Source organism: Streptomyces sp. RKAG293 (assembly GCF_023701745.1).
In the GTDB taxonomy this organism is placed as follows: Bacteria; Actinomycetota; Actinomycetes; order Streptomycetales; family Streptomycetaceae; genus Actinacidiphila.
Map to the genome: position 1 here is coordinate 7,965,841 of NZ_JAJOZB010000001.1, position 25,230 is coordinate 7,991,070.

Sequence of the window (25,230 nt, forward strand, 5' to 3'; positions counted from 1 at the left end):
TCGCACTGTCTGCGGCAGAGCGTCGCATCAACTCAGCTCGCGAACAAACGCCTGGCCGCCGCCACGACCAGCTCCGGCCGCTCGTGCTGCGGGCAGTGCCCGCAGCCCGGGAGCACCTCGACGGCCAGCGTGTCGGCGAAGAGCTCACCGCCCGCCAGCAGTCCTGGCGGGATGACCACATCGCGCTCGCCCGCCAGGATCAAGGTCGGGACGGTCAGCCGCAGGGAGTGGAACTCCTTGCGGCGCAGGGCCGCGATGTCGTGCGCCACGAACGCGCGGTGGATCCCCTCACCGGCTCGCGCGCTCCGCGGCTGCCGGGCCGCGGTGGCGAACTCCTCGATCTCGCCCGCGCGCCAGGCCGAGCGGTCGGCCACCCCGCGTCGCAGCAGGTAGCGGGTGAACGCCGGCCAGCGCCGCAGGACCTGGCGGCCGAGCGGCGGCCACTCCAGCAGCACGGTGTACCAGAAGCGCCAGGCGTGCCGGAGGGTGTTCCGGCGGGTGGGCCAGGGGTGGACCATGTTCAGCGCGAGGAAGTGGCTGAAGCGTTCCGGAGACCGGGCGCAGGCGAGGAACCCCGCCCAGGCACCCCAGTCATGGGCGAGCAGCCGCACCCGCTCCAGCCCGAGCGCGTCCAGCACCGCGACGAGGTCCGCCGCCCGCCGGTCCGTGCCGTAGCCGCCGGGTGACGCCTCCGACCAGCCGAAGCCGGGCATGTCCAGGCAGATGAGCCGGTACTCACCGGCCAGCCCCGGCAGCAGGTGCCGCCAGGTGTACCAGTGCTGGGGGAAGCCGTGGACGAACTGCACCGGCGGTGCGCCCGGGTCGCCGGCCTCGGCGTAGTGCAGCCGGACGCCGTCGACCAGGACGTGGTGGTGGCGCACTCCCGGAACGGGAGGGTAGGGCCGGGGGACGTCGTCTCCCCGGCCGTTGCCCGTGGTGTCGCTGTTCCCGCCGTCCGCGGTGTGCGGGCTCCGGGTGTCCTCTGGACCGGCATGGGACCGCCTTCCGTGTGTTGTCCCTTGTCCCTGTGCCGGTGGAGAGGGCGGCGGCGGTCCGTGCAATCCCCGGGCTGCCCGGATTTCCGTGTGCGGTGGGTCACATGCGGGGCGCCGGGTGGCGGCTGGAGGGGCGAGGAGGGAGGCGGAACCCCGTCCAGCCGCCGGTCAGGGCGTCCCGTGGGCCGGCGTCGTGCTCAGTTCACGGCGCCCACGGTGAATCGACGGACCAAGTGGTGTCCTCGGTGAAGGTGGCCGGGTTGTCCCAGGTGTGACCGCCGCCCGGAGTGGCCAGCCAGACCTCGGCGTTGATGTGCCGGATGTAGCTCCCCGGGTAGTTGGCGGCCGAGAACCGGACGCCGCCGTAGCCCTGGACGGCGCAGAAGGTGGCGTCGGCCTTGAAGAGCGCCGATCCGTCGTCGGGATCCCGCCGGACCCGGAAGTTCTGGTGGCGGAGGAACTCGCCGGGGAAGTTGCGGGACTCGAAGGAGTAGCAGGCGCTGTTGGCGAGGCCGGTGACGATCTTCCAGGTCGCGTCGCTCTTCAGCACCGCGCCGCTGTTGCCGTCGACGACCTCCGTGTACGCCAGCGCGTCGGAGTGGCGCAGATACCGGTTGGTGAAGCCCGGTGTGGTGACCCGCAGGGACTTGTACTGGCCGACGGGGAGGACGACCGGTGGCGGCGGGTTGAGGGAGGCGTTGATCAGAGCCCGGTTGGCGGCCTTCACCCGGGCCGCGTCGACCTTCATGACCTGACGGTCATAGGTGAGCAGGCCGTTGACCTCGTTCTCGACGTCGGTGATCTCGGTGTAGACCGACGCGGAGAGACCGGCGGGCAACTGGTTGAGGCGGATGGCGTCGAGCAGTCCGGTGAACCGGTTGTTGAGGGCCGCCAGGCTCGGCTGGTCCTCGTAGCTGAACCCGCCGCCCGGATACCACTCGTGGCCCGCCACCTTGAAGCCGAGCCCGCCGTACTCACCCAGCACGGCGGCGCGGGTGGGGCTCGGAGCGGTGTTGCCAGGACCGACGTAGTTGTGGTTGTCGACGACGTCCCCGTTGCCGCCGTCGACGGAGCCGCAGCAGTTGACACCGCTCATGTTGTCGACGAGGCGGGACGGGTCGTAGGCCTTGACGTCGTTGGCGATACGGGCCTGGTCGTACTGGCCCCAGCCCTCGTTCTGGTCCACCCACTGGATCAGCGCGGGGGAGCTGCGGTGCTGGTCGATGACCGCGTGGAACTCGGTCTCCCACTGGGCGCGGGCCGCGCTGTCCGGTGACTTGCCCGTGTCCATGGCGGGCATGTCCTGCCACACCAGCAGCCCGAGCCGGTCGGCCCAGTAGAACCAGCGCTGCGGTTCGACCTTGATGTGCTTGCGGACCATGTTGAAGCCCAGGTCCTTGTGCGCCTGCAGATCGGACCTGAGCGCGGCGTCGGTCGGCGCGGTGTAGATGCCGTCGGGCCAGAAGCCCTGGTCGAGCGTGCCGCTCTGGAAGACGAACGTGCCGTTCAGGACGGGCCGCATGATGTTGTCGACCTTGGCGACCGCGATCGACCGCATCCCGGTGTAGCTGCCGACCGAGTCGACGGTCGCGCCGCCGCTGGTGAGATCGGCGCGCACGTCGTACAGGAACGGGTCGTCCGGGCTCCACCGATGCGCGTTGGGCACGGAGACGGAGAACTCCGTGCCGACGGGTCCGGTCGCGGTGCCGACCGTGGTGCCTCCGGTGGAGACGGTGATCCTGGCGCTCTGGCCGCTGATGCCGTCACCCCTGACGGTGACGCGCAGCGTGTTGTTCGCCAGGTTCGGGGTCATGTCCACGCGGGTGATGTGCGCGGCGGCGACGGGCTCCAGCCAGACGGTCTGCCAGATCCCGGAGGCGGCGGTGTAGAAGATCCCGCCGCCCGGGTGCGGTGCGACATCGTTGATCCGCTGCTTGCCGACGGCTTGGCCGCCGGTCTGGGTCGGGTCGTAGACCGAGACCACGACGGTGTTGGAACCGCCGGTCAGCAGTGAGGTGATGTCGTAACCGAAGCCGTCGTAGCCGCCCTTGTGCGCCGTCCCGGCCTGGCGGCCGTTGACCCACACCGTCGTCTGCCAGTCGGAGGCGCCGAAGTTGAGCTGTACGCGGCGGCCGTTCCAGGTGGCGGGGACGGTGAAGGTGCGCTTGTACCAGAGCTTGTCGTTCTGGGTGATCTTGCGCTGGATGCCCGACAGCGCGGACTCGGCGACGAACGGGACGCGGATCTGCTCGGTGAACGTCGCGGGCTGGGCGGCGTCGCGGCCGGTGACGGCGAAGTCCCAGATGCCGTTGAGATTGGCCCAGTCGGGCCGGGTGAGCTGGGGGCGGGGGTACTCGGGCAGCGGGTTGTCGACCGGAACCTGGTTCGTCCAGGGGGTGGTCATGGGGGAGGGCTTCGGCGACCAGGCGGCGGCACTGGCCGGCGCCGGACCGAGGGCGGCCAGCGCGCCGGCGGCGAGCGCCAGTACCGCGAACGCGGAGACGAGCCGGCGCCTCCAGGGCGGGTGCCCGGTGCCGGGTGGACGTTTCATCAGAGCGGCTCCTTCGTGGGGGTGGGCCGTGCCGGGTCCGTCGTCGTGCTGTGCAAGCCCTTCTGGATCAAGGGGCGTTGGCAGCAGTTCTTCTAACGTTGGAAATGCCATGCCCAGCGGAATGACAGCACGCCGCCAAGTCACTGTCCAGACCTCCGGCAGCAATCGGCCACTGCGGTAAAGGGGTTGTTGTGCCCGTGGCAAGGGCGCGGCACCGGTGCTGCCTGGAGCTTTACCATCGGCGTGGGGGTGGAGAGGTCCATCGTTGTCATTTAACGATGTAAAGCGCAGCGCCACCCCGGTTGGACGGGGTGGCGCGTGTGGTGGCCGGGTGTGGGGAGGTACGCGGTGCGGTCCGGTCAGGTGTGCCGCACCGCGTACCGGCTTACGGCCGGCCCAGGTTCCACGTCAGGGCCGGCCGGGCGCGATCGGCGAGCCCGTGGGCCTGGTCCGCCCACCAGACGCCGGCGGCCGGGTCGGTGATGCCGTACTCCGGATCGGTCGGTCCCGAAGTGCCGCGCGTGCAACTGCCGTCGGACTCCCCGGGGACTTTGATCCACAGAGACGCGTCGAGCAGCGGGACTCCGGTGGCGGCGGTGGGCCGCGTGCCCAGCCCGCGTCCCGGAGGGTTGCACCAGGTCTGCGGATCGCTGTAGTCGGCGGCCGGGGTCCACGGACCCCGGCCGTTGCGGCTGCTGTCGATCACGAAGTGCGGGAGCACGGCATCCGCGGGCACATGGTTCGCGTACCAGGCGTCCGCGTCGGCGGCCGGCCAGTACTGGTTCGCGCAGTCGCCGGCTGCCGCACCGGGGACGTTGCGCAGGTACCAGGTGCACTGCGCGACCTGGGTGCCGTAACGGATCAGGTCCGCGTCGGTCTGGTAGTTGGAGACGTTCAGGAAGAGGCCCTGCGCCTGGGCGATGCCGCCCTCGACCAGCAACCCGGCCATCACGCCCACGTTCTGCCAGGCGCTGTGCCCGGCGTCGAGGTAGACGACCGCGCCGGGCTGTCGCTCCAGCCGTTGCACGGCGCCACGGATCTCGGCGATCCGGTCCGCCTGCTGAGCGGCGGTGCCGCCGCAGTACGCCGGGCTCAGCGCCAGACCGTCCGGCTCCCGGACGACGACGGTGCGGTGGCCGCCGATGCCGCGGGCGAGGGCGTCGATCCACGCTGTGTACTCGGCGGAGTTCGATGCGCCGCCCGCTGAGTACTGGGAGCAGTCGCGGCCCGGCACGTTGTAGGCCACCGCCACCGGCACCTGGTGCTGCAGCGCCGCTCTGGCCTGCAGGTTCGTCATGTCGGCGGTGGTCTGTTGAGGCGTGCTCGTGCCGTTGAACCACTGTGCCACCGGCCAGGAGGCCAGCTTCGCCATGGACAGGGCGCCGGCGTAGTCGTGCGCCCTGAGGTCGGCCACCGCCTGGTGCGCCGCCTTGCTGTCGAGGTCGGTGTAGAAAGCGGGTGGCGGCCGGGAGCGAGTGGTCGTTGGTCGTGGTGGTGGCGCCTGCGGCCGGGGTGGGCAGGACGCAGAACGCGGTCGCGGTGGCGGCCGCTGTGGCGGTCAGAAACGTGGCCCAGCGACGGAGATATGGGAGCGCTCCCAAAGATGTTCGGTTCATTGTGCCCACTTCCTCTTCGATTCGCATCGGGAATGTTCGTTCAAGAGATGAACACTGCTCGGCATCTTGACGCCGCCTGCGTGCGTCGCTTCTATGGCGCGGGGCCGTGGTGGTCGTTCGTGGCTATGAAAACTGAAGGAATCGTGCCGCAGATCCCTGCTTCTGGCCAGTCCCTCGACGTGTATTGCGGAGGTGATGTTCCGGGAAAAGTGGAAGCGCTCCCACGAGCGAATGATCAGAGCCGCACCACCAGAGCCGCACCACCAGAGCCGCACCATCCGAGCTGAACCGTCAGAGAGGAACAGGGACGTGCTCCATCTCTTGCGCCGACTGCGCACGGCCGGCACCGCCGTCGCGGTCATGGCCGCGCTGCTCATCCCGCTCGCCGGAACCCAGGGCGCGCAGGCCGCCGACACCGCCTTACCCGCCCGTACCGAGCCCGCCGCAGCCGTGGCCAACGCATCCGCCGTCGGAGCGGGCTACTGGCACACCAGCGGACGGCAGATCCTGGACGCGGCCAACCAGCCGGTCCGGATCGCCGGAGTGAACTGGTTCGGGTTCGAGACCGCCAACTACGTGCCGCACGGCCTCTGGTCGCGCGACTACAAGAGCATGATCGACCAGATGAAGTCGCTGGGCTACAACACGATCCGGCTGCCGTACAGCGACGACATCTTCAAGGGCACCGTCCCGAACGGCATCAACACCTCCGGCGGGATGAACGCCGATCTCCCGGGCCTGACGTCGCTTCAGGTGATGGACAAGATCGTCAACTATGCCGGGACGATCGGCCTCAAGGTCATCCTGGACCGGCACCGTCCCGACTCCAGCGCCCAGTCGGCGCTCTGGTACACGGCAGCGGTCCCCGAGTCGACCTGGATCGGCGACCTCACCGCGCTGGCGACCCGCTACCGGGGCAACCCCGCCGTCATCGGCATCGATCTGCACAACGAACCGCACGACCCGGCCTGCTGGGGCTGCGGCGACACCTCCGTCGACTGGCGGCTGGCGGCCGAGCGCGGCGGGAACGCGGTGCTCGCCGCCAACCCGTCCCTCCTCGTCTTCGTCGAGGGCATCCAGACCTACAACGGCGACTCGTACTGGTGGGGTGGCAACCTGCAGGGCGCCGGCCAGAACCCGGTCCGGCTGAACATCGCCAACCGGCTGGTGTACTCCGCACACGACTACGCGACCAGCGTCTTCGCCCAGACCTGGTTCAGCGACCCCACCTTCCCCAACAACATGGCGGGCATCTGGAACAAGAACTGGGGCTATCTCTTCCAGCAGAACACCGCCCCGGTCTGGCTGGGGGAGTTCGGCACCACCCTGCAGTCCTCCGTGGACCAGACCTGGCTCAGGACGCTCGTGCAGTATCTGCGCCCCACGGCCCAGTACGGAGGCGACACCTTCCAGTGGACGTTCTGGTCCTGGAACCCCAACTCCGGTGACACCGGCGGGATACTCAACGACGACTGGACCACCGTCAACACCGCCAAGGACGCCTATCTGAGCAGCATCAAGGCGCCCTCGTTCGGCTCCGGCGGTGGAGGCGGCGACACCCAGCCGCCGGGCGCGCCCCCGAACCTCGCGGTCACCGGCACCACCAGCACCACCGCTTCCCTGTCCTGGGGCGCGGCCACCGACAACGTGGGCGTCACCGGCTACGACGTCTACCGTGGCGGCGCACTGGCCGGCAGCAGCACCGGTACCACCTACACCGACACGGGTCTGACCCCGTCGACCGCGTACGTCTACACCGTCAAGGCCCATGACGCGGCCGGGAATGCCTCGCCCGCGTCCGGTGCCGTCACCGCCACCACGGCCCCCGGCGGGGGTGGTGGTGGCTCCGGGTGCGTGGCGGGCTGGCATGTCGACAGCCAGTGGACACCGGGCTTCAACGCCACTGTCACCGTCACCAATTCGGGGACAGCTCCCAGTAAGTCCTGGACGGTCAACTGGACCTGGCCCGACGGGCAGCACGTGTCGAGCTTCTGGAACGCGGCCGTCCAGCAGTCCGGTACGGGGGTGAGCGCCGCGAACCTCGCGTACAACGGCGCGATCGCTCCCGGCGCGTCGACCTCCTTCGGAATCCAGGGCACCTGGAGCGGCACCAACACATCGCCCACGCTGACCTGTACCGCGTCCTGACCGGATCGGCATTCCCGACCGGCCCCGTGGGGCGGCGCACCCGCCGCCCCACGGGACCACCCACCAAGACTCAGCGCAGGTGCGGGAAGCGGAACTCGGTGCGGCTGCGGAAAGCGGTGCCGGGTCGTAGCACGGTCGTGGGGTAGGCCGGCCGGTTCGGCGAGTCGGGGAAGTGCTGGGTCTCCAGGCAGACGGCGCCGTGCCGTTCATGGCGATTGCCTTCGGCGTCGCTGAGCGAGCCGTCGAGGTGGTTGGACGTATAGACCTGGAGGCCGGGCTCGGTCGTCCAGACCTGGAGTTCCCGTCCTGACCCGGGATCCCGCAACTGGGCGGCGGACCGCAGACCGTCAGGACCCTCCGGCGGGCGCAGGACCCAGCAGTGGTCGTATCCGTCGGCGTCCTTCAGCTGCGGATCGTCGCTCGCCAGGCCGTCGCCCAGCCGGCGCGGTGCGGTGAAGTCGAAGGGTGTGCCGGTCACTTCCCGGGCCGGTCCGAGCGGGATCGCGTCCGCCGACACCGGGAGATAGCGGTCCGCGCCGACGCTCAGCCAGTGGTCCAGCACAGCGCCCGATTCCGCCCCGGCCTCCACACCCACGCCCACTCCCGCCCCAGCCCCCACTCCCGCTCCCGCCAGATTGAAGTAGGCGTGATGGGTGAGGTTGATGACCGTCGGCCGGTCGGTGACGGCTTCGAAGGTGACGGAGAGCGTGCCCCGGTCGTCGAGCGCGTAGGTCGCCGTCACCGTCAGCTCACCGGGGAACCCCATGTCGCCGTCGGGGCTGCACAGCGTCAGCCGTACGTCGGCGCCGTCTCCGACCGGTTCCGCCTGCCACACCCGGCTGTTGAAACCCTCGGGGCCGCCGTGCAGGGCGTGCCCGTGGTCGTTGGCCGGTATGTGGTGTTCCTGCCCGTCGAGGGTGAACCGGCCGCCCGCGATGCGGTTGGCGTAGCGTCCGACCAGGGCGCCGACATACGGGTTCGGTGCGGCGTAACTCTCCAGGTCCGACAACGCCAGGACGACGGAACGGCTGTGGCCCGCGCGGTCCGGGACCGTGAGGGCGTGCAGGATGCCCCCGTAGCTGAGGACCTCGGCGGTGACTCCGGTCGTCGACCGCAGCGTCCAGCGGTCGACGGCCCGGCCGTCCGGGGTGACGCCGAACGGTTCACGGTGCGCTGCGGGTCGGGGCATGGTGAGTCCTCGGGAAGAGTGTGGTGCCAGGACGGTTACGCGGCAGGCGGTGCCCGGGAAGGGCGACCGCGGTCAGCCGGGGCGGCGGGCGGTGGACTCCCTGGCCACCAGCGTGTAGCCGGGCTGGATCCGCTCCGGCACCAGGTCGGGGGCGCCCGCGAGCCGGGCCACCACCCGTTCGACCGCCAGCCGGGCGATGGCCTGCTTGTCCGGGGAGACTGTGGTGAGGGCGATGGTCGAGAACCGCCCCTCCTCGATGTCGTCGAAGCCGACCACGGCCACATCGTCCGGTACCCGCAGCCCGCGGTCGGTCAGCGCGCGCATCGCGCCGATCGCGATCAGGTCGTTGTACGCGAAGACGGCGTCGGGCCGCTCCCCGCGGTCCAGCAGGGCGTTCATGGCGGCGGCGCCGTCGACCCGGCCGTAGCCGTCGGTGGCGGCCACCAGCGAGTCGTCGCAGGGCAGTCCGGCGGCGGTCAGCTCCTCCCGCCAGCCGCGCAGCCGCAGATGGGCGGGCTGCCTGGCGCTCTCCCTGCGGGCGCCGAGGAACGCGATCCGCCGGTGCCCGAGCCCGGTGAGATGGCGTACGGCGGTGCGCGCGGCGGAGACGTTGTCGATGGCGATCTGGTCGTAGGGCGCGTCGTACTCGCGCTCGCCGAGCAGCACCAGCGGGGCGTCGTCGGTCCGGCCCAGCAGGTCGGCGGCCTCCAGCTCGATGGGGCTGAGGATCAGGCCGTCGATGACATGGGCGCGGAAGCCCTGCGAGACCAGGATCTCCTTCTGCCGTTCCCCCGCCGTGTGGTCGAGCAGGACGGTGTAGTCGTGCCGGGCGGCGGCGTCGACGACGGCGCCCGCGAGTTCCGCGAAGTACGGGTTGCCCAGCTCGGGGACGGCGAGCGCGATGATTCCGGTGCGGCCCTTGCGCAGATGCCGGGCGGTGAGGTTGGGACGGTAGCCGAGCTCGTCGATGGCCCGTTGCACCTTCGCGCGCATTCCGGGGGTGACGTGCGGATAGTTGTTGACCACGTTCGAGACGGTCTTGATGGAAACGCCCGCCAGCTGCGCGACGTCCTTGAGGCTGGCGCCCACGAATGTCCTTCCTTCGGCCGAGCTGTCGAGATCCGGGCTGTCGGGCCCGGCTGTTGAGACCCGGCGGTTTCCGGCCCCAGTGTGCTGTGTCCGGCTCCGCCCGGTCCACGACCTGCGGCGGAGCCGGACGGTTCAGGTACTGCGGCGGGCCGCGGACAGATAGCGCTGGGCGACCACCACGAGGATCAGGAAGCCGCCGCTGACCACCGACTGGTAGGAGGAGTTCAGCGAGCCGATCTGGTTGATCAGATTCTGGATCACCGCCAGCAGCAGGACGCCCCACAGGGTGCCGGAGACCGAGCCCGCGCCGCCGACCAGCAGCGTGCCGCCGATCACGACGGCGGCGATGGCGTCGAGTTCCATCCCCACGCCGATGATGGTGACGCCCGAGGAGAGCCGGGCGGCGTTGAGCGCGCCCGCGAGCCCGGCCAGCAGCCCGCTCAGCACGTACACCAGGACCTTCGTCCTGGCCACCGGCAGACCCATCAACGTGGCGGCGTCGCTGCTGCCGCCGACCGCGAACAGGGTCTGGCCGAACGAGGTGCGCTGCAGCACCAGACCGCCGGCCGCGAACAGCGCCAGCGCGATGAACACCGGGTATCCGAAGCCTCCGAGGCTGCCGCCGCCCAGTTCGGCGAAGGCCGAGCCGCGCGGCACCAGATAGGTGGTGGCGCCTTCGTGCGTGAGGGCGAGCAGCAGTCCGCGCGCGCCGAGCAGCGAGGCCAGCGTCACGATGAACGGTGCCATGCCGGCCCGTGCGACGAGCAGGCCGTTCACCGCCCCGATCGCCCCGCAGACGGCGAGCGGCACCAGGAGCGCGGGCAGCACGCCCCACTGCGAGGCCCAGGCCGCGAGCACCCCGCCGAGCGCGAAGACGGAACCGACGGACAGGTCGATGCCGCCGGAGATGATCACCAGCGTCATCCCGAGGGCGACGATCGACAGGAAGGACGCCTGGACCGTCACCCCGCGCGCGTTGTCCAGGCTCGCGAAGGACGGGAAGACGAACGAGGAGACGAGGACCACGAGCAGCAGGACCGCGAGGACGCCCTGGCGCTGCAGCAGTTCGGCCGCGCGCTGCCGGCCGGTCGGGCGGGCGGTGTACGCCGGGACCGCCTGACGGGGAACGGTGGGTGCGGAGGTGGCTTTGACGAGGGACTTCATCGGGATCGACGCTCCCGGGCGACATAGACGGCGACGAGGATGATGGCCGCCTGGGCCATCTGGGCGGTGGAGTCGTGCAGGTTGTGGGTGACCAGGGTGGCGTGCAGCAGCTGCATCAGCAGGGCGCCCGTCACCGTGCCCAGGACCCGCACCGAACCACCGGTCAGCGGGGTGCCGCCGACGACCACGGCGGTGATGGCGGACAGCTCCATCAGGTTGCCGAGCGCGGAGGGATCGCTGGCGGTCAGCCGCGCGGTGGCGAGGACGCCGGCCAGCGCCGCCAGGACACCGCACAGCACGTATACACCGATCAGCACGCGTTTGACGGGCAGACCGGCCAGCGCGGCGGCGGCCCGGTTGCCGCCGACCGCGACGAGCTGCCGCCCGAAGGTGGTGCGCTGGACGAGGAACGCGATGACGACGGCGAGCACTCCGGCGATCAGGACGACCAGCGGGATGCCGAGCAGGCTGTCGGTTCCCAGGCCCAACAGGTCGCGGTTCTGGATCTGTTTGAGCTGTCCGTCCGCGATGACCAGCGCCAGACCGCGGCCGCCGACGAAGAGCGCGAGGGTGGCGACGATGGGCTGCAGTCCCACGAGCGCGACCAGCGAGCCGTTCACCAGGCCGACCACGACGCCGGCGAACAGCGCGAGCAGCAGCGCCGGGGCCAGACCGTAGCCGAGGTAGAGCGGCAGCAGCGCGCTGGCCAGCGCCATCGTGGAGCCGACCGACAGATCGACGCCTTCGGTGCCGATGACCAGCGCCATGCCGAGCGCGACGATGACGACGGGGGAGACCTGGACGAGCTGGGTGCGCAGATTGTCGACGGTCAGGAAGTGGTCGGTGAAGACCGCGTTGAAGAGCAGGAGCGCGGCGACGGCGCCGTAGACGCCGTACCGCTGGAGCAGCCCGGCGACCCGGGACCTGTCGAGCCCGCGGGCGGCGAGGGTGATCGGGACGTCGGTCATCGCCGGTCCTCCTTGGGGGCCGCGGGTTCTTCGGGGGCCACGGATTCCTTCGTCCCGTCGGCCGTCTCATCAGCGGTCTCATCGGCCAGGACGGCGAGGAGTTCGCTCTCCTCGACCCGGTCGCCGGTCAGTTCACCGGCCACCGCGCCGCCGCGCAGGACGAGGATGCGGTCGGAGCCCTCGATGAGCTCCTCGATGTCGGAGGAGATCAGCAGTACGGCCAGCCCCTCCTGCGCGAGGTCGTCGATCAGCGCCTGCACCTCGGCCTTGGCGCCCACGTCGATGCCCCGGGTGGGCTCGTCGAGCAGCAGGACCTTGGGCTCCAGGCAGAGCCAGCGGGCCAGCAGCACCTTCTGCTGGTTGCCGCCGGACAGTTCGCCGACCTTCTGCTCCGGGCTGGACGCCTTGATCCGGAGCCGCTTCATGAATACCTCGACGATGCGGTCCTGCCGCCCGCGCGAGACGATCCCGGCGCGCGAGAGCCGGGGCAGCGCGGCGAGCACGATGTTCTCCCGGACCGACAGACCGGGGACGATGCCCTCCGCCTTGCGGTCCTCGGGCAGCAGGCTGATGCCGGCCCTGATCGCCGCGGCGGGGGTGAGCCGGCGCAGGGTGCGGCCGCCGACGCTGATCTCGCCGCCGTCCAGCGCCAGCGCCCCGGCGACGGCCTTGGCGGTCTCGCTGCGGCCGGAGCCCAGCAGTCCGCCCAGCCCGAGCACCTCGCCCGGATGCAGTTCCAGGCCGACGTCCCGCAGTACCTGCCCACTGGTCAGTCCGGTGGCGGTGAGCACGGGCCGGCGCTCGGCCCGGTGCCCTTCGCCGAAACCGGTGGTGCCGTGCCGGCGGACCTCCGCGATCTCGCGGCCGAGCATCATCGACACCAGCCGCATCCGGTCGAGGTCGCGCAGCTCGCCGGTGTGCACGTGCCTGCCGTCCCGCAGAACCGTGACGCGGTCGCAGATCCGGTACAGCTCGTCCAGCCGGTGGCTGACGTAGACGATCGCGATGCCCCGGTCGTGCAGCTTGCCGATCACCCGGAAGAGCGTCTCGACCTCGCGGGGTTCGAGCGAGGACGTGGGCTCGTCCATCACGACCACCCGGGCCCGCACGGACACCGCCCGCGCCAGGGCCACCATCTGCTGGGTGCCGACGCCGAGCGTGTGCAGCGGCCGGCGCGGATCGGCGCTGACGCCGAAGCCGGTCAGCAGCTCGGCGGCCTCGCGGTGCATCCGGGGGAAGTCGATCAGGCCGAACCGGTTCTTCGGCTCGCGGCCGAGGAAGATGTTGCGGGCCACACTCATCAGCGGGACGAGGTTGACCTCCTGGTAGATGGTCGAGATCCCCGCCTGCTGCGCCTCGTAGGGGCGGTGGAACGAGACCGGGGCGTCGCCGAGCCGCAACTCTCCGCCGTCCGGGCGGTGGACGCCGGTGAGCAGCTTGATCAGCGTCGACTTGCCGGCGCCGTTCTCGCCGACCAGCGCGTGGATCTCACCGGCTCGCAGGGCGAAGGACACCTTGTCGAGCGCCACCACGCCGGGGAAGCGTTTGCTGACGCCGACGGCCTCCAACACGGCCGGGGAGCCGGGTGGTTCCGCGGTGCCGGCCGGCGCGGACGCCGCCTCGACGGCTTCGGATGGTGCCATGGTCGTGGCCTTCCGGGGGAGAGCTGGTGGGGTCAGGGCCGCCCGCGCCGGTGCGGGGGCGGCCCGGTGCACGGCCGGGGCCCGGTCAGTAGGCCCCGCCCAGCGACGCCTTGGCGTTGCTGTCGTCGTACGCCCGGTCGGAGATGATCACGTTCTCCGGGATGCCCTCGCCGCCGAAGAACTTCTGGGCGGTGGCGAACGCCAGCGGCCCGAAGCGCGGGTTGGACTCGATGACGGCGTTGTACTCGCCGTTGACCAGCGCCTGGACGGCGTTGCGGGTGCCGTCCACCGACACGATCTTGATGTCCTTGCCCGGCTTCTTGTTCGCGCCCTTGAGCGCGGTGACCGCGCCGAGGCCCATCTCGTCGTTCTCGGCGTAGACGGCGGTGATGTCCGGCTTGGACTGGATGAGTTGCTCCATCACCTGCTGGCCCTTGTCGCGGGCGAACTCGCCGGTCTGCTGGGCGACGATCTCCAGGCCGGGCGCCTGCGCCTTGAGCTGGTCGACGAAGCCCTTGGTGCGGTCGGTGGTGACGTTGTTCCCCGACGCGCCGAGCAGGATCGCCACCTTGCCCTTGCCACCGGTCGCCTTGATCATCGCGTCGGCCGCGCGCTTGCCCTGCTCGACGAAGTTGGAGCCGAGGAAGGCCACATAGTCCTTGCAGGCGGTGGCGTTGAGCTTGCGGTCGATGGTGATGACCGGGACGTGCTTGGCCGCCGCGGCCTGCAGCGCCGGCTCCAGCCCGTCGGAGTTGAGCGGCGCGACGATGAGCAGCTGGGCGCCCTGGGAGAGCATGTCCTGGATGTCGCTGATCTGCTTGGGCAGCTGGGACTGGGCGTTGGTGGTGAGCAGCTTCTTGACGCCGAGGTTGGCGGCCTCCTCCTTGATCGACTGGGTCTCCGCGATCCGGAAGGGGTTGGCCTCCTTCTCGGACTGGGAGAAGCCGACCACCGCGTTCTTGAGGTCCAGCTTGGTGGCGCCGTAGCTCTGCAGCGTGCAGCCCGTGCCCGCGGCGGCGGTGGTCGGCGCGACGGTCTGCGCTCCCGCGCCGGTGTCGCCGGTGGCCTGGTCGGTCGTCTCCTGCTTCGAGCAGCCGGCGGTCGCCAGGCCGGCCATCACGACGAGTACACAGGCGGCGGCGAGGGTGCGGGATCTCTGGGTGGTCATGCTCACGACACTCCTTGGGTACGACGGCGGTGCCGCCGAGCAGTACGTGGTCCGGTCCTGGAGTTCTGCGGGGCGCGCACGCCGGCGGACCGCCGCGCGAGGGGAACGCGGTGCCCGGACAGCGAGGTGACGTGCGCCGATACCGGTGATCCGGCGGCTGAGGAGGCTCTCCCGCCACTCGGCTTTACAACGTTATATACGCGCTGCGCGGCGCCGACAAGCGTTCGGTTCCCGCATTTCCAAAATGTGTCCGGCCTGGAACTCGCCATCCGGCACCCATCGTTGCGTCCTGCGTGGACCTTCTTTCCAACGATGCATGCCGAACTGCCGGTAGGGCCCCGTCCGGCTGCGGACGGGGCCCTACCAGCAGCCGGCGCCCGCGCGGGCGTACCGGTGGCCGACTACTGGGAGACGCGCACGTAGTCGATCTGCATCTTCTGCGGGAGGACGGTCGTGGCGTCGGGAGGCCCGGGCCAGTCACCGCCGACCGCGTTGTTGAGGATGATGTAGAAGGGGTGGTCGTACACCCACGGACCCCTCGTCGACTCCACCACCGCCTTGTCCGCGGTGAAGAAGGCGTGGCCGTCCACCGAGAACGTCATGTGGGTGGAGTCCCAGTCCACGGCGTAGGTGTGGAAGGCCGAGGCGAAGTCGCTGCCCGCGAGGGTGTACGGCGAGCCGTAGCCGTTTCCGCCGTTGTAGGCCGGGGCGTGCAGCGTGGAGTAGACGGAGTCCGCGACCTTGCCGACATGCTCCATGATGTCGATCTCACCGGAATTCGGCCACGGCGTGCCGGTCTTGAAGTTGGACCCGAGCATCCAGAACGCGGGCCACAGGCCCTGCGTGCCGCTCACCTTGATCCGCGCCTCGACATGGCCGTAGGTGAAGTCGAAGTGGTCCGAGGTGTTGATCCGGCCGGAGGTGTACTGGCCGTTGGCCTCCTTGCGCGCTTCGATGACGAGGTTGCCCGCGCCGTCCATCGCGGTGTTGTCACCGTTGGTGTAGTACTCCAGCTCGCCGTTCTGCCCGTTGCCGACGTCCTGGGTCCACTTGCCGGTGTCCGGCCGGGTGCCCGCGGCGCCGTTGAACTCGTCGCTCCACACCAGGTGTTCGGGGTTGCCGGGGTTCGGCGGCAGGGCGGGCGGCGGCGTGGGGCTGCCGCCGGTGCCGTAGACGTCGAAGGTCCACAGCGAGTAGCCGTAGCTGCTGCTGCGCGCGGTGCCGTACATCCGCACATAGCGGCCGTTGCCGTCGACGGTCAGGGTCTCCTTGAAGCCCTTGCCGGTGGTGGTGGAGTAGATGCTCGTCCAGTTGGCGCCGTCGGGCGAGACCTGTATCTGGTAGGCGGTGGCGTAGGCCGGGTCCCACTGGAGGACGACCTTGGTGATGTGCGCGGTCGCGCCCAGGTCGACGGCGATCCAGCCGGGGTCGACCCAGCCGTCGGTGTCGCTGGTCGCCCACCGGGTGGCCGGGTCCTCGTCGAGGGCTCTGGCCGGGGTGCAGCCGGTGCAGCTGTTGGCGTTCTGGTAGGTCGAGGCGGTGGCCGGCTTGTTGTACGAGAGCAGCACCGCGCCGTCCTGGGGCGGCTGCGTGCCGCCGCCGGTGGTGAAGACCTGGAACTCCCAGAGCGAGTACCCGTACGCGGTGGCGCGCTGGGTGCCGTACACGCGGATGTAGCGGCCGGTTCCCGACAGCGTGATCAGTTCGGTCGCGCCGGGTCCCGTGGTGGTGGAGTGGATCGTGGTCCAGTTGGTGCCGTCCGCCGAGGTCTGGATCTGGTACGCCTTGGCGTAGGCGGCCTCCCAGCTCAGCTGCACTCCGCAGATGCTCTGGCTGGTGCCGAGGTCGACCCGGAGCCACTGGGGGTCGGCGGCGGCGCTGGACCAGCGGGTCCCGGCGTTGCCGTCCACCGCGGCGGTGGCGGGGGTGCCGGCGTTCTCGGTGGAGGACGCGGTCGCCGGCTGGTTCAGTGCGGCGTTGGCGGTGCCGCAGGTGGGAGTGGTGGGGCCGGTGGTGCCGTAGACCTGGAACTCCCACAGGGAGTAGCCGTACTGGGTGTGCCGGGCGGTCCCGTTGATCCGCACGTACCGGCCGCCGCCGGTGACGTTCAGGGTCTCGGTGCCGCCCGCGCCGGTGGTGGTCGAGTACACCGTGGTCCAGTCGGTGCCGTCCGGCGACGTCTGGATCTGGTACGCGGAGCCGTACGCGGTCTCCCAGTTGAGCACGACCTTGCTGATCGTGGCGGTCGCGCCGAGATCGACCCGCAGCCACTGCGGATCGGCGGCGGCGCTGGACCAACGGGTCCCGGCGTTGCCGTCGACGGCCGCGGAAGCGGGGGTGCCGGCGTTCTCCGTGGACGACGCCGTCACCGGCTTTCCCTGCGACAGCAGCGCGTCGGCCGCTTGCGCGGGCGCTCCGGCCACGGTCAGGGAAAGGGCCGCCACCAGCGCGGCGACCAGGGGCAGGACGAGGGACCGCCAGGGGTGTCGATGGGGCCTCCGGCCGGGCCGGGTGGTGCCGGGACTGTCGGTCATGGCATCTCCAATCGGTGAGAGCGCTCTCTGCAGGGGGGTGGATGCGGCGGTGCCGTCATCACGTGAGAACGGGGGAGAGTGCTCCATCGCGGCGAGCGCGAACCGGCCTGGCCGGGTGAATTGAAGAATTCTTCACTTCCGTACATCATGTCCTCATCAAGGGGGGCGGCATGCGGGAGGTGCGATGACGGAGATGACACCCGAGGCGGTCCGTGGGCAGGTGGCAGAAGCGCGTGCCGCCCTGGCGGCAGCGGTGGACGCCGGCGAGTACGGGGCGATCTCCGGGGCCCTCGACGCGCTGGAGGAATCGCTGGGGCTGGCCAGGCTCCACGGTGTGGAGCTCCCCGCGGCCGACGGGGGCGAGAGGACGTGAGGGCCGTGCCGGTTCCGCTGTACCAGGCGAAGGCGGAGCTCTTCCGGATGCTGGGGCACCCGGTCCGCATCCGGGTCCTGGAGCTGCTGCAGGACGGGCCGATGCCGGTCCGTGAGCTGCTGGCCGCGATCGAGGTGGAGCGCTCCAACCTCTCGCAGCAGCTCGCGATCCTGCGCCGGTCGGGGATCGTCACCTCGACCCGTGAGAAGGACACCGTCGTCTACTCCCTGTCTGCCGGGGATGTCGCCGATCTGATGCGGGCGTCACGCCGCGTCCTGACCGGACTGGTCGGTGAAGTGGCCGCGGGCCACGTTTCAGGCCCTAGGCTCAGCCCGTGACCACAACCGGCGATGAAGAACTCGACAGCCAGCAGCTCGGCCCGCGATGGCAGGACGCGACACCGCGGGAGCGGCTCGCCCTGATCCGCGACTTCCGTCATCGGCCGCTGACTCCCCGGCAGGCGCGCCGGATCCGCATCGTCGTCGCCGCGTTCTTCATGGCCGTCGCGGCGGCCGTGCTGGTGGTGCGGCTCGGTGACCAGCCGTCGGTCCTGGTCGTCGGCGTGTACGGGGCGGCGCTGATCGTGTGCGGTGTGGTCATCGAGCTGAGCCGCAAGGGCCGGACCCGGGTGGCCATGTGGCTGCTGGGCGCCGGTCTCCTCGCGGTCGCCGGCGCCGAACAACTGCTGCGGACCCTCTGAGCGCCTGCTGGGACGCAGGGGGGAGAGCGCTCTCCTTCTGCTGTGACACGGGGCGGCCCACTTCCGGGCCGCCCCGTGCCCCGTCCTCCCGCCGTCAGCGGGTTCCAGGTACAGCGGGTTTCCGGTACTCAGCGGGTTACGGGACTCGGCGGGTTACGGGTACGACGTCACCGTGGACGGCACCGTCGAGGTGCCCGACGTCGGCGACCCGACGTCGTTGATGACGTGGGCGTACTGGCCCATGCCGCCGAGCGACACCACCAGCAGGTCGTGGAACTTCACGCCCGGCTTGTTCGGTGCCTCGAAACCGTGCTCCTGCACGATCGTCGGATCCGCCGTGAAGTTGCAGTAACTGCCCAGGCCCCAGCCCTCATGCGTCGTGACGTTGTCGTCGACCTTGTAGGCGGCGAAGCCCCTGACACTGCCGTTCTGGATGGCGGCCTGGTTCGGCGGGTCGTAGGCGATCTCGTTCTGGAAGAAGATCGTCCTGCCGTTCTCGCCGCTCCACTCTACGTCGTACTTCTTGAAGTGCTCGACGAAGAGTCCGGTCGCCAGCACATTGGCGCCGTTGACCTTCAGCCCGTAGTCGGACGGGTTGGTGTTCCAGCCGACGCCCGCGCCGTGGTCGGCGCGCCACAGCCAGGTGTGGTCGATGATCGTGTCGTTGCTGTTCACCTCGACCGCGGTGGTCGCCTGGCCGGGGCCCGCGCCACCGATCCGCACGAACACGTCCTGCATGGACGTGGGATCGGCGGCGTGTCCTGCGGAGGATCCGGCCGGGCCGATCTGCAGCAGCACCGGAGAGTTGACCGTACCGGCGTCGATCAGGAAGCCGGCCAGCTTGACGCCGTCGACGTCGGCGACCTTGACCGCCGCCACGCCGTTGTCCGGAACGATGGTGGCCAGGCCGAGACCGAGCACGACGGTGTCCGCGCGGGTCACGTTGATCGCCTGGTCGACGTGGTAAATGCCGGGCGTGAAGAGCAGGTTGAGGCCCTGGGCGAGTGCCGCGTTGATGGTCGCCGCGGAGACCCCCGGCTTCGCCACGTAGAACCGGCTCAGCGGAAGCGAGGTGCCCGGCGTGTTCGGCCAGGACGTACCGACGGCGTTGACGCGCTTGGACGGGACGAAGACCTTGTACTCGTTGCCGTCCAGGTACATGTACGGCTTCTCACGCGACACCGGGGTGGTGGCGAGCGTCGTGTACACGGGGTTCGGGAAGCCCTGCGCCGGAGCGCCCTGGACACCCGAGAACACCATGTTCCAGACGCCGTTGGTCCAGCCGCCGACCGAGCTGTCGCGGGTGTACCACTGCTGCTGCGAGTACGGGCCGACGGTGCCGTCGATCTTGCTGTCGGCGATGTAGCCGCCGCTCGCCCAGCCGTAGCTCGCGGGCGCCAGATTCAGACCGCCCTTGACGTGGATCCGGCGGAAGGGCGCGGCCTGCGCGACCGCCCACCGGTCGGTGCCGTTGGACGGCGTGATCGCCAGGTTCTCCGCGGAACGCCAGAAGTTCTGGGTGGCGTTGCCCGCCATCCAGCCGGCGTCGACGGTGATGTCACCGTTGATCCGGGTGTCGTCGGGGTTGAGGCCGAGACCCGAGATCGAGGTGTAGAAGCCGATCTGCGCGTTCAGTCCGCTGTACGTGCCCGGCTTGAAGAACAGCTGGTAGCGGCCGGTGCCGAACTGCGCCGACTCCTGCTGCGTGAAGATCTGGTCCAGGGTGCCCTGGATGTTCGGGGTGGACGGGTCGAAGACCTTCACGTTGGGACCGAGGTCGCCGCCGCCCTCGATCGGACCACCGGGGTCGGTGCCGCCCGGGGTGCCGTACACCTGGAACTCCCAGAGCGAGTAGCCGTATGCGGTCGCGCGGGCGGTGCCGTACACCCGGACGTAGCGCCCGGTGCCGGTCACATCGAGCGTCTGGTTGCCGCCGGGGCCCGTCGTGGTGGAGTAGACATCGGTCCATGTCGACGCGTTGTCGGACGTCTGGACCTTGAAGGCCTTGGCGTACGCCGCTTCCCAGTTGAGGGTGACGGAGCTGATGGTGGCGGTGGCGCCGAGGTCGACCTGGAGCCACTGGGGGTCGGTTGCGGCACTGGACCACCGGGTGCCGGTGTTGCCGTCGACCGCGGAAGCGGCGGGCGTGCCCGCGTTCTCGGTGGACGACGCCGTAGCGGCCTTGCCCTGCGAGAGCAGGGTGCCGCCGGTGGGCGGCGTGGTGCCACCGGTGGTGCCGTAGACCTGGAACTCCCAGAGCGAGTAGCCGTAGCCGGTGGCGCGGACGGTGCCGTACATCCGGACGTAGCGCCCGGAGGCGTTGACGTCCAGCGTCTGATTACCGCCGGGGCCCGTCGTGGTGGAGTACGCGTCGGTCCAGGTCGTGCCGTTGTCGGAGACCTGGATCTTGAAGGCCTTGGCCGACGCCGTCTCCCAGTTGAGGGCTATCTGGCTGATGGTCGCGGTGGCGCCGAGGTCGACCTGGAGCCACTGCGGGTCGGCGGCGGCGCTGGACCAGCGGGTGCCGGTGTTGCCGTCGACCGCGGCCGCGGCGGGGGTGCCGCCGTTCTCGGTGGAGGACGCCGTCGCGGTCTTCCCCTGCGACAGGAGGGTGCCGGCCGCGTGCGCGGAGTGCGAGGGGATGAAGAGGAGCAGCGAGGCGATCAGCGCCGTGATGACCGCCACGGCCGTGTTGCGCAGGTTCACCGGCGCCGTCGGTCTCGGCGCCGGTGGACCGGTGGGGGGTGCGAGCATGAGCGACTCTCCTGTTTCCACGTGCGGGGGCAGGACTCGGTGGCCGTCCGGCCGTGCGGTGGCCGGACGACGCGATGCGGGCAGCGACATGCGGGTGCGTCCTCACGGGTGAGCCATCACGCGTGAGAGAGCGCTCTCCCGTTACACCGCGATGGTTCTCCCTGTGTTTCCTGCATGTCAAGAGTTGTGCACGCAGTGCGAACGGGGACCGGGAGAAGCTCGGCGAATAACGATAAATGGCTCAGAATTTTCGACAGATGTTGAAGCGGAGCGATGACCAGCGGGTATCCCGGAAAGTCGCTGTCTTCGGGTTGTGAACGCGGGCAGGACCGTCGAGGGGAGGTCGTGGATCAGCTCGGAATCGTGGCGCCGGCGCCCAACTGCCGTTCGATCTCCGCGGCCGGGAACGGCGTCTGCTTGCTCTCGGTGAGCAGACGGCGGAAGAAGGAGTCCACGAGGACGGTAGGGCGTGCGTGCCGGTCGATGATGGCCGTGAGCTCAGGCGGGATGCCGCCAGGTCGCCGGCCCGCGATCCAGTCGCGCAGGAAGGCTTCGCGTTCCGATTCACCGCGCACGCCGTCGAGCAAGTGGTATTGGAGCAGGTGGCTCGCGGTGTAGCAGCGGTCGTACGAGAGGTGGTCCGAGAGGAAGTCGGACTCGACCACCGAAAGGTCGAAGCGGGAGCTCAGGGCAAGGCCGAAGTCAGCGAAGTAGAGCTGGCGTCCATCGGTCAGGATGTTGTCGAAGTGAGCATCGAAGTGGACAAGTCCGCGAGAACTCATGAAGGCAGCTCCGCTCATCAGGGCTTCCTCCACCCAGCGGAAGGGCGAGCCGTCCCCGCCTTCCGGAACGGCGGTTTCGCGGTGGTCGGCGAGCCAGCCGGCGAGGGTGTGCGGCACGTGCTCCAGGAAGACCACCAGGCTGCACGAGGCCTGGCCGACGGCCTCCAGCCGGTCACGAACGGCGGGTGATCCCGCCCAGTGCGCGACGGCCCCCTCCAGGCCCCCGAACTCGTCGGTGAATCCTTCGGGAGGGGAGTCGGGCAGAACCCGCCAGTGGTACATCAGGGGGAATCCCGCGTACTCGTCACCCAGAACCCAGTTCGTGGTCATGGTGTGCACGGCAAGCTCCCGCCAGGCACCGAACCCGGCCGAGCCCACCCCGTACTGGTAGAACATCGGCAGTCCGAAGACGTTCGCCGTCGACCGCACGTTCTCCGGGCGCAATTCGGTGTCCGTCAAAGGGATCCGCTTCATGAAGACGCGCGTTCCGTTGATGTCCAGCTCTGCCGACCTGCCGCCGATGCCCGACCCGAGCGGGGTGGCGGCTGCCACGACCTCCCCGAGCCGGTGGTCGCTCAGCAAGGAGAGCTGAGTGCTCGCGGTCCCGTAACCAGCCAGGCGCGCGGAGCGCAGCACATCCTGGTCCGGCATCGACGGCTCCTCGGTGCCCGAACCAGGGCTTCGGCAATCCCGCGTACGGCACCGACCTTACGTTGAGAGGCTCACCCCGCCGCTCGCGCTCCGGCGCGGTTGCCGGGACCTACCACACCGGCCGCTTCACCAAGGTGCCCCGGCCCGCGAAACTCCTGTGCGCGCCCACCCCCGCCGACCGTGGCCCCGGCCGGCCGTGGCGACCAGGCATCCCGGCGCCTGCGTCCGTCGACTGTCCGGGTTCTTCGCCGCGATGGCGGAGACGGAGGACATCCGCATCCCACCCGTCGGACCGGCCAACGACGGCCAGAAGGCCGGCGTCGTGGCTCCCCAGGGAGCTGGTCGCGGCACAGTCCATGCTCGCGGCGTGACCCCGAATGGCGTCACTCAGGATGCCGGGCTCATCCACGGACGCGACGATCGGCGGGGACCGCCGGACAGAACCGAGCGGCACCGACCACACGCGATATTCAGGAGGCAGACATGCCGCAGGGTTCCACCGCCAAGGGGAAACGGCAGAACGAGCGCATCAAGGCCGGCTCGACCAAGCGCGGCGCGAGCGCACCGCGCGCCAAGAAGGTCACCACCCGCGCGGTCAGCAAGAATCGCGCTCCGGTAGCGGCGGCGCGCACGCTCTCCCGCGCCACGCACAAGAACACCCCCGCGGCGCGGCGCAGCAGCCTGAGCTCCCGCACGGGGCCGGCCAGCCGCACCTACGACCAGCTGTACGCGGAAGCCCGGCGTCGCCGCATCGAGGGTCGTTCCTCCATGCGCAAGGCCGAACTCATAAAGGCCCTCGGCCGCTGATCGCAGCGTCATCCAGAGCACGTCGCTCCTGACGGTCATCGCGGGGTGCTCCGAGGTGGTGGGCGGGTCCGGGCTTCGCCACCCGGGCCCGCCCACCTCACCTCCCTATCAGCACGTGACGATCCATCTGGGGACCCCGGGCGCCTGCCCCGCCGCTGTCACCCAGTCGTCGTCCGCGGCCCGACCTGCTCAGGGCGGCAGAGAGCCCTCCCGCCCCGCCCGGCCAGTGCGCTGGGCGTGCCGGTGACCGCCTCGCCCAGCGCATCCGCCGTCAGCGCCGACTGATCCACGCCGCCCTCCATCAGGCAGGGCCCGGCCCAGGCCACCCGACGGTTCCTGGCCTGTACAGGGGTGAACTCGGCCGGCTCGGAAGCAGCCCCACAGGAACCGCTTGATCTGCGCGATCGGGGTAGGCGCGTGGTGTGCTGAGGATGCTGTGGGTCGCGTTGCTGGGTTGTGTCGCTGTCGCCGGTGCCGCTTTGGCGCTGGTGATCTCGCCGTGGTGGTGGTTTGCCGGGGGACCACTGACGGCTTTGCTGGTGCTCGCGGTGTGGGATCTGGTGCAGCGGCGGCATTCGGTGCTGCGGAACTATCCGGTGCTGGGTCATCTGCGGTTCGCCCTGGAGGGCATCCGCCCTGAGCTGCAGCAGTACTTCGTGGAACGCAACGTGGACGGCCGGCCCTTCGACCGGGACACCCGCAGCATCGTCTACGAGCGCGCCAAGGGCACCGACGCCGAGGAGCCCTTCGGCACGGAGCAGGACCTGTACGCGGCGGGAAGCGAGTTCCTGGTCCCGTCGATGGCCCCGCACCCGGTGCGTACGGATGTGCCGCGGGTGCGGGTCGGCGGCCCGGACTGCGGTCAGCCCTATGACATGGCGTTGCTGAACGTCTCCGCGATGAGCTTCGGCTCACTGTCGTCGAACGCGATCCTCGCGTTGAACACCGGCGCCGCGCTGGGCGGCTTCGCCCACGACACCGGTGAGGGCGGCCTGTCGGAGTACCACCTGCGGCCGGGCGGAGACCTGGTCTGGGAGATCGGTACCGGGTACTTCGGCTGCCGCACCGACCAGGGCGGCTTCGACCCGGCGATGTTCGCGGACAAGGCCGCGCACGAACAGGTGCGGTGCGTGTCCCTGAAGCTGAGCCAGGGTGCCAAGCCCGGAATCGGCGGGGTGCTGCCCGGCGCCAAGGTCAACGCGGAGATAGCCCAGGTCCGCGGTGTTCCGCAGGGGAAGACCGTGATCTCCCCGCCCTACCACCAGGTCTTCTCCACCCCGCGTGAACTGGTGGCCTTCGTGGCGAGGATGCGGGAGCTCTCCGGCGGCAAGCCGACCGGCTTCAAGCTGTGCGTCGGCTCCCGAAGCCAGTTCCTGGCGGTGTGCAAGGCGATGCTGGACGAGGGGGTCACCCCGGACTTCATCATCGTCGACGGTGCCGAGGGCGGGACCGGGGCCGCACCCCTGGAGTTCGCCGACAACCTGGGTATGCCCCTGACGGACGGTCTGACCACCGTGCACCAGGCCCTCCTGGGTACGGGCCTGCGGGACCGGATCAAGATCGGGGCCAGTGGAAAGGTCGCCACCGGCAGTGACCTGGTCAAGCGCCTCCTTCAGGGGGCCGACTACACCAACGCCGCCCGGGCGATGATGTTCGCGGTGGGCTGCATCCAGGCCCAGCGGTGCCACACCAACACCTGCCCCGTCGGGGTGACCACCCAGGACCCGCGCCGGGCCCGGGCTCTGGACGTCGGCGACAAGTCGCGGCGGGTCCAGCGCTTCCAGGAAGCCACCGTCAAGAGCGCCCTGCAGATCATGGCCTCGATGGGCGTGGACGAACCCTCCGACCTGGCGCCGCACATGCTGCGCCGCCGCATCGACCCCGTCACCATCCGCTCGTACACCGAGCTGTACCCGCCCCTGGCACCGGGCGAGTTGATCCACCAGGCGCCGGAGTCCTGGGCGGCGGACTGGAAAGCCGCGGACCCCGACCGCTTCACCGTCTGAACCGGCCGGCTTTGCCGGCACCCTGCCCGGCCCGCCCGCTTTCCTGCCCGCTCCCTTCCCTGCTCGACCGCCTGACGAACCGGAGGACCTTC

General features: G+C 70.2%; 18 protein-coding genes. 6 read left to right on the forward strand and 12 right to left on the reverse strand.

Annotated features, from left to right (window positions below; genetic code table 11):
- Nucleotides 1–32 precede the first annotated feature (32 nt).
- The 3 genes from LNW72_RS35150 to LNW72_RS35160 all read right to left on the reverse strand — a co-directional run bounded on the left by LNW72_RS35150 (nucleotide 33) and on the right by LNW72_RS35160 (nucleotide 4,960).
- Entirely contained in the window at nucleotides 33–881 is an 849-nt protein-coding gene (locus LNW72_RS35150) for an alpha/beta fold hydrolase (protein ID WP_250979076.1), read from the reverse strand.
- Between the two features lie 316 nt (nucleotides 882–1,197).
- The gene (locus LNW72_RS35155) at nucleotides 1,198–3,546 is read right to left on the reverse strand and encodes an AbfB domain-containing protein (RefSeq protein WP_250979077.1); all 2,349 of its coding nucleotides are present in this window, start codon (nucleotides 3,544–3,546) and stop codon (nucleotides 1,198–1,200) included.
- Nucleotides 3,547–3,931: 385 nt separating this feature from the next.
- Nucleotides 3,932–4,960, reverse strand: a complete 1,029-nt coding sequence (locus LNW72_RS35160; RefSeq protein ID WP_250979078.1) for a glycoside hydrolase family 6 protein — start codon at nucleotides 4,958–4,960, stop codon at nucleotides 3,932–3,934.
- 562 nt (nucleotides 4,961–5,522) lie between these two features.
- On the opposite strand from LNW72_RS35160, the gene LNW72_RS35165 reads away from it, so the two are divergent.
- The gene (locus LNW72_RS35165; RefSeq protein WP_285371029.1) at nucleotides 5,523–7,310 is read left to right on the forward strand and encodes a cellulase family glycosylhydrolase; all 1,788 of its coding nucleotides are present in this window, start codon (nucleotides 5,523–5,525) and stop codon (nucleotides 7,308–7,310) included.
- Nucleotides 7,311–7,380: 70 nt separating this feature from the next.
- Here LNW72_RS35165 and LNW72_RS35170 read toward each other — a convergent pair whose 3' ends face one another.
- The 7 genes from LNW72_RS35170 to LNW72_RS35200 form a co-directional block, all read right to left on the reverse strand.
- A complete protein-coding gene (locus LNW72_RS35170) occupies nucleotides 7,381–8,499 on the reverse strand; it encodes an aldose epimerase family protein (RefSeq protein WP_250979080.1) in 1,119 nt (372 codons plus the stop codon).
- 72 nt (nucleotides 8,500–8,571) lie between these two features.
- Complete coding sequence (locus LNW72_RS35175) at nucleotides 8,572–9,588, reverse strand: LacI family DNA-binding transcriptional regulator (RefSeq protein WP_250979081.1); 1,017 nt, start codon at nucleotides 9,586–9,588, stop codon at nucleotides 8,572–8,574.
- A 132-nt stretch (nucleotides 9,589–9,720) separates the two neighbouring features.
- On the reverse strand, nucleotides 9,721–10,752 hold the full coding sequence (locus tag LNW72_RS35180) for an ABC transporter permease (protein ID WP_250979082.1): 1,032 nt from the start codon (nucleotides 10,750–10,752) through the stop codon (nucleotides 9,721–9,723).
- Entirely contained in the window at nucleotides 10,749–11,720 is a 972-nt protein-coding gene (locus LNW72_RS35185) for an ABC transporter permease (protein ID WP_250979083.1), read from the reverse strand. Before LNW72_RS35185 ends, LNW72_RS35180 begins: the two co-directional genes overlap by 4 nt.
- The gene (locus LNW72_RS35190; RefSeq protein ID WP_250979084.1) at nucleotides 11,717–13,363 is read right to left on the reverse strand and encodes a sugar ABC transporter ATP-binding protein; all 1,647 of its coding nucleotides are present in this window, start codon (nucleotides 13,361–13,363) and stop codon (nucleotides 11,717–11,719) included. The genes LNW72_RS35185 and LNW72_RS35190 overlap by 4 nt, the downstream gene beginning before the upstream one ends.
- Before the next feature lie 85 nt (nucleotides 13,364–13,448).
- On the reverse strand, nucleotides 13,449–14,531 hold the full coding sequence (locus LNW72_RS35195; RefSeq protein ID WP_250979085.1) for an ABC transporter substrate-binding protein: 1,083 nt from the start codon (nucleotides 14,529–14,531) through the stop codon (nucleotides 13,449–13,451).
- Nucleotides 14,532–14,932: 401 nt separating this feature from the next.
- Nucleotides 14,933–17,065 (reverse strand): discoidin domain-containing protein, encoded by a 2,133-nt coding sequence (locus tag LNW72_RS35200; RefSeq protein ID WP_250979086.1) that lies wholly within the window; start codon nucleotides 17,063–17,065, stop codon nucleotides 14,933–14,935.
- Nucleotides 17,066–17,249: 184 nt separating this feature from the next.
- Between LNW72_RS35200 and LNW72_RS35205 the strand changes: the two genes are divergently transcribed.
- Genes LNW72_RS35205 through LNW72_RS35215 form a run of 3 tightly spaced genes read left to right on the forward strand, consistent with a single transcriptional unit; the run spans nucleotide 17,250 to nucleotide 18,138 of the window.
- The gene (locus LNW72_RS35205; protein ID WP_250979087.1) at nucleotides 17,250–17,438 is read left to right on the forward strand and encodes a hypothetical protein; all 189 of its coding nucleotides are present in this window, start codon (nucleotides 17,250–17,252) and stop codon (nucleotides 17,436–17,438) included.
- Nucleotides 17,439–17,443: 5 nt separating this feature from the next.
- Nucleotides 17,444–17,776, forward strand: a complete 333-nt coding sequence (locus tag LNW72_RS35210; RefSeq protein ID WP_250979088.1) for a metalloregulator ArsR/SmtB family transcription factor — start codon at nucleotides 17,444–17,446, stop codon at nucleotides 17,774–17,776.
- On the forward strand, nucleotides 17,773–18,138 hold the full coding sequence (locus LNW72_RS35215) for a hypothetical protein (RefSeq protein WP_250979089.1): 366 nt from the start codon (nucleotides 17,773–17,775) through the stop codon (nucleotides 18,136–18,138). The genes LNW72_RS35210 and LNW72_RS35215 overlap by 4 nt, the downstream gene beginning before the upstream one ends.
- Nucleotides 18,139–18,291: 153 nt before the next feature.
- Here the strand turns inward: LNW72_RS35215 and LNW72_RS35220 are convergent, their stop codons facing one another.
- Together LNW72_RS35220 and LNW72_RS35225 are read right to left on the reverse strand one after the other, a co-directional pair.
- The gene (locus tag LNW72_RS35220; RefSeq protein ID WP_250979090.1) at nucleotides 18,292–20,892 is read right to left on the reverse strand and encodes a discoidin domain-containing protein; all 2,601 of its coding nucleotides are present in this window, start codon (nucleotides 20,890–20,892) and stop codon (nucleotides 18,292–18,294) included.
- 350 nt (nucleotides 20,893–21,242) lie between these two features.
- A complete protein-coding gene (locus tag LNW72_RS35225) occupies nucleotides 21,243–22,325 on the reverse strand; it encodes a protein kinase family protein (protein ID WP_250979091.1) in 1,083 nt (360 codons plus the stop codon).
- Nucleotides 22,326–22,808: 483 nt separating this feature from the next.
- On the opposite strand from LNW72_RS35225, the gene LNW72_RS35230 reads away from it, so the two are divergent.
- Both LNW72_RS35230 and LNW72_RS35235 read left to right on the forward strand, forming a co-directional pair.
- Nucleotides 22,809–23,132, forward strand: coding sequence for a plasmid stabilization protein (locus LNW72_RS35230; RefSeq protein ID WP_250979092.1), 324 nt, complete (start codon nucleotides 22,809–22,811; stop codon nucleotides 23,130–23,132).
- A 431-nt stretch (nucleotides 23,133–23,563) separates the two neighbouring features.
- Complete coding sequence (locus LNW72_RS35235; RefSeq protein ID WP_250980433.1) at nucleotides 23,564–25,138, forward strand: FMN-binding glutamate synthase family protein; 1,575 nt, start codon at nucleotides 23,564–23,566, stop codon at nucleotides 25,136–25,138.
- The last annotated feature ends 92 nt before the right edge of the window (nucleotides 25,139–25,230 follow it).

What these genes read in the sequence shown, in the direction of transcription:
- LNW72_RS35155 (WP_250979077.1), bottom strand. Translation starts at nt 3,546, where the DNA reads ATGAAACGTCCACCCGGCACCGGGCACCCGCCCTGGAGGCGCCGGCTC.
- LNW72_RS35165 (WP_285371029.1), top strand. Translation starts at nt 5,523, where the DNA reads ATGGCCGCGCTGCTCATCCCGCTCGCCGGAACCCAGGGCGCGCAGGCC.
- LNW72_RS35170 (WP_250979080.1), bottom strand. Translation starts at nt 8,499, where the DNA reads ATGCCCCGACCCGCAGCGCACCGTGAACCGTTCGGCGTCACCCCGGAC.
- LNW72_RS35180 (WP_250979082.1), bottom strand. Translation starts at nt 10,752, where the DNA reads ATGAAGTCCCTCGTCAAAGCCACCTCCGCACCCACCGTTCCCCGTCAG.
- LNW72_RS35185 (WP_250979083.1), bottom strand. Translation starts at nt 11,720, where the DNA reads ATGACCGACGTCCCGATCACCCTCGCCGCCCGCGGGCTCGACAGGTCC.
- LNW72_RS35190 (WP_250979084.1), bottom strand. Translation starts at nt 13,363, where the DNA reads ATGGCACCATCCGAAGCCGTCGAGGCGGCGTCCGCGCCGGCCGGCACC.
- LNW72_RS35195 (WP_250979085.1), bottom strand. Translation starts at nt 14,531, where the DNA reads ATGACCACCCAGAGATCCCGCACCCTCGCCGCCGCCTGTGTACTCGTC.
- LNW72_RS35200 (WP_250979086.1), bottom strand. Translation starts at nt 17,065, where the DNA reads ATGACCGACAGTCCCGGCACCACCCGGCCCGGCCGGAGGCCCCATCGA.
- LNW72_RS35205 (WP_250979087.1), top strand. Translation starts at nt 17,250, where the DNA reads ATGACGGAGATGACACCCGAGGCGGTCCGTGGGCAGGTGGCAGAAGCG.
- LNW72_RS35220 (WP_250979090.1), bottom strand. Translation starts at nt 20,892, where the DNA reads ATGCTCGCACCCCCCACCGGTCCACCGGCGCCGAGACCGACGGCGCCG.
- LNW72_RS35225 (WP_250979091.1), bottom strand. Translation starts at nt 22,325, where the DNA reads ATGCCGGACCAGGATGTGCTGCGCTCCGCGCGCCTGGCTGGTTACGGG.
- LNW72_RS35230 (WP_250979092.1), top strand. Translation starts at nt 22,809, where the DNA reads ATGCCGCAGGGTTCCACCGCCAAGGGGAAACGGCAGAACGAGCGCATC.
- LNW72_RS35235 (WP_250980433.1), top strand. Translation starts at nt 23,564, where the DNA reads ATGCTGTGGGTCGCGTTGCTGGGTTGTGTCGCTGTCGCCGGTGCCGCT.